The sequence below is a fragment of the Pseudomonas sp. FH1 genome, from assembly GCF_000510895.2.
GTDB classification, from domain to species: Bacteria; Pseudomonadota; Gammaproteobacteria; order Pseudomonadales; family Pseudomonadaceae; genus Aquipseudomonas; species Aquipseudomonas azotoformans_A.
This window is the reverse complement of the sequence record NZ_AOHM01000142.1, coordinates 127329-137009: the sequence shown is the minus strand read 5'-3', so window position 1 is coordinate 137009 and position 9681 is coordinate 127329. Positions and strand designations below refer to the sequence as shown.

Sequence of the window (9681 nt, the reverse complement as noted above, 5' to 3'; positions counted from 1 at the left end):
GTCGGCGCTTTGCAGCAGTTCTTCCACTTCGCTGCCGGTGAGCAGGCGCGCGTCGGCCTGGCGGCGGTCGGCGGCGATGTTCAAGGCCATGCGGTAGAGGTAGGCGTTGGGTTGTTGCAGGTTGGGCGGCACGTCCATGCGGTCGACCCGCAAGTAGGTTTCGTGCAGCACGTCGTTGGCCAGGTCTTCCGAGCCCAGGCGCTTGCGCAAACGCACCTTGAAGTCTTCGTAGGAGGCCAGGAACAAGCTGACCATCGCACTGTGCCCGGTATTTTTCATCCGCCCCAGGCTCCTTTCGCTGCTGTGCATTCCATGCGCATTCCTGTTGTGTCAGGCATCAAAAGTAAAGTCACCGGTTGGCGCAGTGAGCTCGGTGCCGGGCGTTGGACCCGGGCCGCGCTCAGGCTGCGTACCAGTGCTTCATCGCGTTGTTCATCGCCGGTGGAGCTGACCAACCGACTGTGTTCAATCACTCCGTCCGGGTTGACCCACACCTGCACCAAGGCCCGGAAGCTGCCGGGCCGGGTCAGCGGCGAGCGGCACAGGCTGGTCTCGATGGCTTGCTGCAGTGCCGTCGCGTAGCTGTTGTTGATCCGCGCGGCGCTGCGTGCCGCCGCCCCCTTTGTGGGCGGTGGTTGGCTGACCTGCGGGGTCTGCAAGGTAAACGCATCGCTGCGTGCATAACGTGCCATCAGGCCACTCCCTGTCAGCAACATCGCCAGTGCCTCTTGCGCCGTAAAGCGCCCGCGTACCCCGATGGAGCGCCGGCCCCGCGTCAACTCGCGGTCCACCAGCACCGCCATCCCGGTGGCGCGACTGTAGGCTTGCAGTGCGTGTTCAAGGTCTTGCGCCGGCAGGTTCAACGACAGCAGCGGTGACTCTGCCTGCGCCATACGACCGCCGGCCAGCAGCAACAGCAAGACCAGGGCGCACATGACGCGCCTCCAGACTCCCTGTTCACCCCCTGCTCTGCATCGCTGCACGGCCGACGCGCCCTAGAAAACCGTCATCCTGAGGCCAGTTTATGAACCTGATGTTACGGTGATAGCAAAAAAAACATCACGGTGACGAGAAGCCCGCTGCACTACACTTTCAAGCCTAACCGGCCCACTCCTCAGGGCCTGCCAGGAGGCCCGATGAAGCTGTTACCGACCCTCGCCAGCCTGTTGCTGTGCGCTGCCCTGCCCGTACTCGCCCACGCCGAAAACGCCGCCGGCACGTGCGCCGAAGTCAGCGTGGATGGCTACAAGGCGCCCGACTATGGCTGCCTCAGCCAGCAGATGGGCAACGATACCAATGCGACCAAGGCGGCGAAGAAAAACCGCGAAGCCCAAAACATCCCCGTGGAAAAACGGCCGCCGAATGCAGTGGGGTTGTCCACCCCGGCGGCGACCAGCGTGCGCATGGGCAACACCTTTGGCACGTCGGTCAAGCCGCAGCGGCCTTGAAGGCTTTGACGGAATTTTCATATATGCCCGCCTATGATCGCCCTCCTCGTTGGGGAGTAACCGGCTTCTGACCCTGTTGGAAGCGTTCGTATCAACATATTCGGCAACCTGCCGTGGTGCGAACACCGTCTTTTCGGTTGGTGAGACCAGCGACATCCCATGCCTGAAGTCGGGCGCATGGCGGTGTCGTTGTGTCCCATAGCCCGACTGGAAGCCTGACCGTGAACCCCATTTCCCTGATCCTCCTGGCCCTGGCCATGTCGACCGACGCCTTTGCAGCGGCCATCGGCAAAGGCTCCAGCCTGCACAAACCCCGCCTTACCGAAGCCCTGCGCGCCGGCCTGATCTTTGGTGTGATCGAAGCCATCACGCCGATGATCGGCTGGGCCATCGGTCATGCCGCCACCCGCTGGGTGGAAAACTGGGACCACTGGATCGCCTTTACTTTGCTGGTCGGGCTGGGCCTGCACATGATCTGGAACGGGTTGAAAGCCGATGATGAAGAGGCCGAAAAGCCGACCCAGCATTCCTTCATGATCCTCGCCGTGACGGCGTTCGCCACCAGCATCGATGCACTGGCGGTAGGCGTGGGCCTGGCGTTTGTCAACGTGAATATCCTGGTGGCAGCGGCGGCGATTGGCCTGGCGACCATGACCATGGTGACCCTCGGCATGATGCTTGGGCGAGTGCTGGGCACCGTGGTGGGCAAACGGGCAGAGATGGTCGGGGGGGTGGTGCTGATGCTGGTAGGTGCGACGATTCTGTACGAACACCTTTCGGCCTAATCAAGCGTAGGAGCCGAGGGAACGGCTCCTACAGAAGATGAATCAGGCAGCGTGACTTGCTTTCTTCAAGCTATCCATATCGATCACAAACCGGTACTTCACATCGCCCTTGAGCATCCGCTCATACGCCTCGTTAATGCCCTGGATATCGATCATTTCGATGTCCGAGACAATCCCGTGCTTGGCGCAGAAGTCGAGCATGTCCTGGGTTTCCTGGATGCCGCCAATCAGCGAACCGGCCAGGCTGCGGCGTTTGAAGATCAGGTTGAACACCGTCGGCGACGGATGCGGGCTGTCGGGCGCGCCGACCAGGGTCATGGTGCCGTCACGCTTGAGCAAGTTGAGGAACGCATCGAGGTTGTGCGGTGCGGCAACCGTGTTGAGGATGAAATCCAGGCTGTTGGCGACCTTGGCCATCTCGTCCGCATTCTTGGAGACCACCACTTGATCGGCACCCAGGCGCAGGCCATCTTCACGCTTGTTGGGTGAGGTGGTAAACAGCGTCACATGGGCGCCCATGGCATGGGCGATCTTCACCGCCATATGGCCCAGGCCGCCCAAGCCCACCACGCCGACCTTCTTGCCAGGGCCGACCTTCCAGTGGTGCAACGGCGAATAGGTGGTGATACCCGCGCACAGCAACGGTGCCACGGCGGCCAGGTTGGACGCGTCGTGGGAAATGCGCAGCACGAACTTCTCCTTGACCACGATGCTGTCGGAGTAGCCGCCGAAGGTGTTCTCACCGCCGAACACCGGGCCGTTGTAGGTGCCGGTAAAACCGTTCTCGCAGTATTGCTCCTCGCCTTCGGCACAGGACGCGCAGTGCTGGCAGCTGTCGACCATGCAGCCGACGCCGGCCAGGTCACCGACCTTGAACGTCTTGACGTTGCCACCCACGGCAGTCACACGACCGACAATTTCATGGCCGGGCACGGATGGATACAGGGTGTTGTTCCACTCGTTGCGCACGGTGTGCAAGTCGGAGTGGCAGACCCCGCAATAGAGAATGTCGATCTGCACATCATCCGCCCCCGGCGCGCGGCGCTCGAAGGTGTAGGGCTTGAGGGAGTCCTTGGCGTTCTGGGCGGCGTAGCTGTAAGTCTTGGCCATTTCGTTCACCTGTGTGATCTGACGTTGGAAGTCAATCGACCAGCATAGACGCTCAACCGTTCAACCGAGCACAGGCGTACAAGCCCTTCGTCCGGTTTAACGCAATAGTGAGCTAGCATTCTCTTTCCACCCTCCCAGGAGTTTTCCATGAGCACATTCGTTGCCAAAGACGGTACCCAGATCTACTTCAAGGACTGGGGCAGCGGTAAACCCGTGTTGTTCAGCCATGGCTGGCCGCTGGATGCCGATATGTGGGAATACCAGATGGAATACCTGAGCAGTCGTGGCTTTCGCACCCTCGCGTTCGACCGCCGCGGTTTCGGCCGGTCGGATCAGCCGTGGACCGGCAACGACTACGACACCTTCGCCGACGATATCGCCCAACTGATCGAGCACCTGGACCTCAAGGACGTGACCCTGGTGGGCTTCTCCATGGGCGGCGGCGACGTGGCGCGCTACATCGCACGCCATGGCAGCGCACGCGTGGCCGGCCTGGTATTGCTGGGTGCGGTGACGCCGATCTTCGGCCAGCAAGCCGATTACCCGCAGGGTGTGCCGCTCGACGTGTTCGCCGGCTTCAAGGCTGAGTTGCTGAAAGACCGCGCGCAATTCATCAGCGATTTCAACACGCCGTTCTATGGCCTCAACAAAGGCCAGGTCGTCTCCGCAGGCGTGCAGACCCAGACGTTGCAGATTGCCCTACAGGCGTCCCTCAAGGCGACGGTGGACTGCGTCACCGCATTCTCCGAAACCGACTTCCGCCCGGACATGGCCAAGATTGACGTGCCGACCCTGGTGATCCACGGCGATGGCGACCAGATCGTGCCGTTCGAAACCACCGGTAAAGTCGCGGCGCAGATGATCAAAGGTGCCGAACTGAAGGTTTACAAGGATGCGCCGCACGGGTTTGCCGCCACCCATACCCAGCAGTTGAACGAAGACTTGCTGGCGTTTCTGAACCGCTGAAACGTCCTCCCCCTACTGGCGCGTATGCGCTGGTAGGGCGGGGTTCCGATTGAATCAACAGCCAGGTAAGGTGGTCCCACTTCATACGCTCACCGCCACAGGACCCGCAAAATGTCCCTGCCTACCGAAATGACCCTGATTGAAATCACCACCCCTGGCGGACCCGAGGTGCTCAAGCCGCGCCAGGCGCCGTTGCCCTCCCCGGCAGCCGGTGAAATCCTGATCCACGTGCACGCCGCCGGCGTCAACCGCCCGGACGCCTTGCAGCGCGCCGGCAAATATCCGATGAAACCCGGCATGAGCCCGATCCCCGGCCTGGAAGTGGCGGGTGAAGTGGTGGCCCTGGGCGACGGCGTGACCGAGTACGCCGTCGGTGACAAGGTGTGCGCCCTCACCAATGGCGGTGGCTACGCCCGATACTGCGCAGTGCCCGCCAGCCAGGCGTTGCCGGTTCCCGAAGGCATGGACTGGATTCAAGCGGCGGCCATCCCGGAAACCTTCTTTACCGTATGGGCCAACCTGTTCGGCATCGGCGGCGCCCACAAGGGCCAGCGTGTGCTGATCCATGGCGGCACCAGTGGTATCGGCACCACCGCACTGATGCTGTGCCGCGAGTTCGGCATCCAGGCGTTTGCCACCGCCGGCAGTGAGGAAAAATGTACGGCCATCCGTGCGCTTGGCGCAGAAGCGATCAATTATCGCGAACAAGACTTTGCCCAGGTGATCGGCGATCAAGGCGTGAATGTGATCCTCGACATCATGGGTGCCTCCTACCTCAACAACAACCTCAAGGCGCTGGCGATGGACGGCCGCCTGGTGATGCTGGGGTTCCTCGGCGGTGCCAAGGCCAATGAGGTGGACTTGCTGACCATTCTTGGCAAACGCGCAATCGTCACCGGTTCGCTGCTGCGCGCACGGACCAAGGCAGAGAAAGCCGCGATTGCCGACCAACTGCGCGAGCATGTATGGCCAGTGTTGTCAGCCGGGCGCTGCCTGCCGATGATCGACCAGGTGTTCGATTACACCCAGGCCGATCAGGCGCATGCGCGGATGGAAGGTGGGGATCATATTGGCAAGATTGTGTTGCGGGTTGCCTGATTATTCGGCGTAAACCGGGTAATCGATATAGCCCTCAGCACCACCGCCGTACATCCCTTCAACCCGCAGCGGATTCAACGGCCACCCATTGAACAAACGCTGCGGCAGATCCGGGTTGGCGATGAACGGCCGCCCGAACGCGATCAAATCCGCCAGCCCGGCCTCTACCCACCGCGCACCGCGCTCAGCGGTGTAGCGGCCGGCGTAGATGATCCGCCCGCTGAACGTCTCGCGCACGGCACGGCGGAACGTTTCAGGCAGGTCGGGCGCGTTGTCCCAGTCGGCTTCGGCGATGGAGACGTAGGCGATGCCCGACGCTTCGAGCACCTTGATGGCTTCGATGTACGTGTGGTGCGGGTCGTCTTCCACCAGGCCGATGTACACACGGTCCTGATCGGTGCCGCTGAACAACGGCGAGAAGCGCACGCCCAGGCGTTCCGGCCCGACCACCGCGCTCACTGCTTCGACGATCTCGCGCAGAAAACGCAGGCGGTTTTCCAACGAACCACCGTACTCATCGTCACGCTGATTGGCGTGGGCCGAGATGAACTGGTTCACCAGGTAGCCATTGGCCGAATGGATTTCCACCCCGTCAAACCCCGCATCCAGCGCATTGCGTGCCGCGTGGGCATAATGCCCAACCAAGTCCTTGACCTCTTGCGTAGCCAACGCACGTGGCACCGGCGGCTGTTTCAACTCACCCTCGCCCGGCGCGGTTTCGATAAAGGCCTTGGCTTGCAGGGCCTGCAGGGCCGACGGTGCAACCGGCGCCGCCCCTTCAGGCTGCAAAGCGTTATGGGACACCCGGCCCACATGCCACAACTGGGCAAAGATCACCCCACCCTCGGCATGCACCGCGTCGGTGACCTTGCGCCAGCCATCGATCTGCGCCGGGGTGTAGATGCCCGGTGTCCAGGCATAGCCTTGGCCACGCGGCTCGATCTGCGTGCCTTCGCTGACCATGAAACCGGCACTGGCCCGCTGGCGGTAATACTCGGCCATCAAGTCGGTGGCGATATCACCCGGTTGGGCGCTGCGCTGGCGCGTCAACGGCGGCAAGACAACACGGTTGTTCAGCGTATGGTGACCCAACTTTACTGGGGTACTTAAAACATTATCAGTCATTTAAGGATTTCCAAATTCTGGACGTGTTAAAGCATTGGCGACTTATAAAAGTCGCCAATGAATTCAGCGGTCTAATTAATTAAGCGGTCAGTTTCAGCAGGGCTTTAGCGACATCACTGGAACTGCCAGGATTTTGCCCGGTAACCAACAAGCCATCGGTAATGACAAAAGACTGCCAGTCAGCGCCTTTTTCATAAAGGCCGCCCAGCTTCTTGAATTCATCTTCCACCAGAAACGGCACCACATCGGTCAACTCCACCGCCGCCTCTTCCGAGTTGGAGAACCCGGTGACGCGACGGCCCTTGACCAGCGGCTCACCATTGACCGCCTTGACGTGACGCAAAGCGCCCGGTGCGTGGCAGACAAAGCCGATCGGCTTGCCAGCACGCTCGAAGGACTCGATCAGCGCGATCGACACCGGCGATTCGGCCAGGTCCCACAGCGGGCCGTGGCCGCCGGGGTAGAACACGTTGTCGAAATCGTCGGCGTTGACCGAGTCCAGTTTCACCGTGGAGGCCAGGGCTTGCTGGGCAGCCGGGTCGGCGGCGAAACGGTGCGTCTGTTCGGTCTGGAAGTCCGGCAGATCACTCACCGGGTCCAATGGCGGCTGGCCGCCGGCCGGTGAAGCCAGCACGATCTCGGCGCCGGCGTCCTTGAACGCGTAATAGGGTGCAGCAAACTCTTCGAGCCAGAAGCCGGTCTTGCGCCCGGTATCGCCAAGCTGGTCGTGAGAGGTCAGTACCATTAATACTTTCATTTTCCAGTGCCTCGATAGGTGTGAATGTCAGTTTCTTGCGGCTGACCCAACAACTGCCGGGTCAACCCCAACGCCTCATCAAAAGGCGCCGTAGTACGGGTGATCTTGCTCATGACGCTGGTCCCCAACCACAACGCATACAGGCGCTGCGCCAGGCTGTCCGGGTGTTGCGTAATCACTACCGAGCCGTCTTCGACGCCCTGCTGCAAGGCCTCGGCCAGCAAACCGATGGTGCGTGCAGTGCCACGTTGCAGGGCCAGGCGCATCGGCTCTGAAAGGTCTGACACCTCCGCACCGAGTTTGACGGCAAGGCATTTGCCTGCGTCGGTGCAGCCGGTCTGGTTATCAATCCAGCACTGCCAATAACGCATCAACTTGGTGTGCTGGGTTAAACCCGGTTGCTCGAACAGTTGCTGCATGCCGTGCACGTAGTTGTCGAAGTAGTGGTCGAGCAATACAACGCCAAACGCATCTTTGGAGGTGAAGTAGTGATAAAACGAACCTTTGGGTACTTCGGCGGTTTGCAGTATTTCGTTCAGGCCCACCGCAGAAAAACCTTTGCGGCCAACAATCAATTGCGCCGTGTCAAGAATGCTCTGGCGTACTGTTTTAGTTTCGCTGCTCATCGGATTAGACCAGTCGTCTAGTTCGTTGAGGGAATGTTAGGAGCCTGGGCAAACCCGCACAATGTCAGATCCGCAAGGATTTCGGACATGCGCCAAAGTCGGTTGCCGTTTTCCCGGCAGCCGCCGACAATCCCTGCTCCCCCCACCCGGAGACATGCGATGCACAGCGTTGCGCTGATGGTTTACCCGAACTTCCAGTCCTTGAGTCTCAGCCTGGGCTCGGTGTTCGAGTGCGCGAACCTGTTGCGTGGCGAGCCGGCCTATGAGTTTCACCTGGTGTCGGAAAGCGGCGGCGCGGTGATGACGTCCCAGGGCTTTTCGGTGAACACCACGCCGATCCGGCCGGAGGGTTACGACACCCTCATCGTCAGCGGCTACCTGGAGTTCCGCCTGCCGGAGGCCAACCTGCTGGAACTGGTCAAGGCCGCCTCCGCCCAGTCGCGACGCGTCGCCTCGTTGTGCATGGGCATCTTCGTGCTGGCCGAAGCAGGCTTGCTGGAAGGCAAGCGCACCACCACCCACTGGATTCACGCGCCGGCCTTTCGCAAGCGCTATCCGCACATTCACTTGGAAGAAGACAAGCTGTTTGTGGTGGACGGCCAGGTGTGGACCGGCGCCGGCATGAGTGCCGGGGTTGACCTGGCATTGGCCATGGTGGAAAACGACCTGGGCAGCGACCTCGCCCGGCGCATTGCGCGCAAACTGGTGATCGCCCAACGCCGGGGCAGTGAACAATCGCAGTTGTCGGCGCTGTTGGAGCTGGACCCCAAGTCGGACCGCGTGCAACTGGCCCTGGCCTATGCCCGCGAGAACCTGACCCACGACTTGTCGGTAGATGCGCTGGCCGATGTCGCCCGCCTCAGCCCGCGCCAGTTCAGCCGGGTATTCCGGGAAGAGACCGGGCAAACACCGGCCAAGGCCATCGAGTCGCTGCGGGTAGAGGCGGCGCGGGCGATGATGGAAACCAGTCGCCACCCGGTCGAGGTCGTCGCCCGCGAAACCGGCTTTGGTGATCGCGAGCGCATGCGCCAGGCATTTTTAAGGGCGTTCGGGCAGCCGCCGCAGGTGATGCAGCAGGCGTTTAATGCAGTGCCGCCCGCGTAATCAGGTAACTCACCAGCTGCGGGTCATCCTCCAGCTCAATCGTCTGCACCGGACGCGGCAGGTTATCCAGCACCGTGCGCCAGAACGCTTGGGACACTTCATCCTGGTCATAGAAGCGCACCAGCCAATCAGCCTCGCCACTGCACAGCACCTGGCTGGCGATGGCGCGGCCGATGCCTTTGCGGCGGTAACGCTTGAGGACGAACAAGTCGGCCAGCTCCAGGGCGTGGATGCCCGGCAGCTCGCTGCCTTCGATCAACAGAAAGCCCGCGATATAACCATCCACCAACAGCAGGTTGGCGCTCCATTGCGGGTCCTCCCAGTAACGGACCAGGTGTTCGTCATGGATGTAGAAACGGCCATCGGCCTCCACATCTTCCTGTTCCCAGTCAGAGGATTCATAGGCGTAGTACTGGTAAAGATTGCGGATCAGCTCGGCGTGCTCCGGGCCGGTCTGGATCAATTCGACGGTGACTTCGGGCATGAGACTCTCGGTGAAAAAACACAGGGCGCCATTGTTCACAAAACCTGGGGGCAGGCCAAGAGAGCGGCCAACCTTTCTACTTGCTGAACCGATTGCAAATAGGTGTTGCCTCGGCCGAAACCCTGAAACATTTCGAATAAACTCCGCGAAATTGACGCTCTCTTTCAAGGACACGTAT

Annotated in this window: 11 protein-coding genes and 1 pseudogene; 5 read left to right on the top strand and 7 right to left on the bottom strand. The window is 61.2% G+C overall.

The window, feature by feature from the left end:
- Both H096_RS31815 and H096_RS31810 read right to left on the bottom strand, forming a co-directional pair.
- A pseudogene (locus H096_RS31815) lies at positions 1 to 279 on the bottom strand (RNA polymerase sigma factor); the annotation flags it as partial.
- A complete protein-coding gene (locus H096_RS31810) occupies positions 276 to 935 on the bottom strand; it encodes a TonB family protein (protein ID WP_051422269.1) in 660 nt (219 codons plus the stop codon). The gene H096_RS31810 and the pseudogene H096_RS31815, both read right to left, overlap by 4 nt.
- A gap of 201 nt (positions 936 to 1136) precedes the next feature.
- Between H096_RS31810 and H096_RS31805 the strand changes: the two genes are divergently transcribed.
- Together H096_RS31805 and mntP are read left to right on the top strand one after the other, a co-directional pair.
- Positions 1137 to 1448: a hypothetical protein gene (locus H096_RS31805; RefSeq protein ID WP_033903185.1), complete on the top strand. Its 312-nt coding sequence runs from the start codon at positions 1137 to 1139 to the stop codon at positions 1446 to 1448.
- 221 nt (positions 1449 to 1669) lie between these two features.
- Positions 1670 to 2233 (top strand): manganese efflux pump MntP, encoded by a 564-nt coding sequence (gene mntP / locus H096_RS31800; RefSeq protein WP_033903184.1) that lies wholly within the window; start codon positions 1670 to 1672, stop codon positions 2231 to 2233.
- A 42-nt stretch (positions 2234 to 2275) separates the two neighbouring features.
- Here the strand turns inward: mntP and H096_RS31795 are convergent, their stop codons facing one another.
- On the bottom strand, positions 2276 to 3343 hold the full coding sequence (locus H096_RS31795) for an NAD(P)-dependent alcohol dehydrogenase (protein ID WP_033903183.1): 1068 nt from the start codon (positions 3341 to 3343) through the stop codon (positions 2276 to 2278).
- A 147-nt stretch (positions 3344 to 3490) separates the two neighbouring features.
- Between H096_RS31795 and H096_RS31790 the strand changes: the two genes are divergently transcribed.
- Both H096_RS31790 and H096_RS31785 read left to right on the top strand, forming a co-directional pair.
- Entirely contained in the window at positions 3491 to 4309 is an 819-nt protein-coding gene (locus H096_RS31790) for an alpha/beta hydrolase (RefSeq protein WP_033903182.1), read from the top strand.
- Between the two features lie 111 nt (positions 4310 to 4420).
- On the top strand, positions 4421 to 5407 hold the full coding sequence (locus H096_RS31785) for an NAD(P)H-quinone oxidoreductase (RefSeq protein WP_033903181.1): 987 nt from the start codon (positions 4421 to 4423) through the stop codon (positions 5405 to 5407).
- On the opposite strand, the gene H096_RS31780 is transcribed toward H096_RS31785, so the two are convergent.
- From H096_RS31780 to H096_RS31770, 3 genes are all read right to left on the bottom strand, one after another.
- Positions 5408 to 6532, bottom strand: a complete 1125-nt coding sequence (locus H096_RS31780; protein ID WP_033903180.1) for an alkene reductase — start codon at positions 6530 to 6532, stop codon at positions 5408 to 5410.
- Positions 6533 to 6611: 79 nt separating this feature from the next.
- Positions 6612 to 7289, bottom strand: coding sequence for a type 1 glutamine amidotransferase domain-containing protein (locus H096_RS31775; RefSeq protein ID WP_033903179.1), 678 nt, complete (start codon positions 7287 to 7289; stop codon positions 6612 to 6614).
- Entirely contained in the window at positions 7286 to 7915 is a 630-nt protein-coding gene (locus H096_RS31770) for a TetR/AcrR family transcriptional regulator (RefSeq protein ID WP_033903178.1), read from the bottom strand. Before H096_RS31770 ends, H096_RS31775 begins: the two co-directional genes overlap by 4 nt.
- Positions 7916 to 8074: 159 nt before the next feature.
- Between H096_RS31770 and H096_RS31765 the strand changes: the two genes are divergently transcribed.
- The gene (locus H096_RS31765; RefSeq protein WP_033903177.1) at positions 8075 to 9019 is read left to right on the top strand and encodes a GlxA family transcriptional regulator; all 945 of its coding nucleotides are present in this window, start codon (positions 8075 to 8077) and stop codon (positions 9017 to 9019) included.
- Here H096_RS31765 and H096_RS31760 read toward each other — a convergent pair.
- Complete coding sequence (locus H096_RS31760; RefSeq protein WP_033903176.1) at positions 8997 to 9503, bottom strand: GNAT family N-acetyltransferase; 507 nt, start codon at positions 9501 to 9503, stop codon at positions 8997 to 8999. The genes H096_RS31765 and H096_RS31760 overlap by 23 nt on opposite strands.
- Between the last annotated feature and the right edge of the window lie 178 nt (positions 9504 to 9681).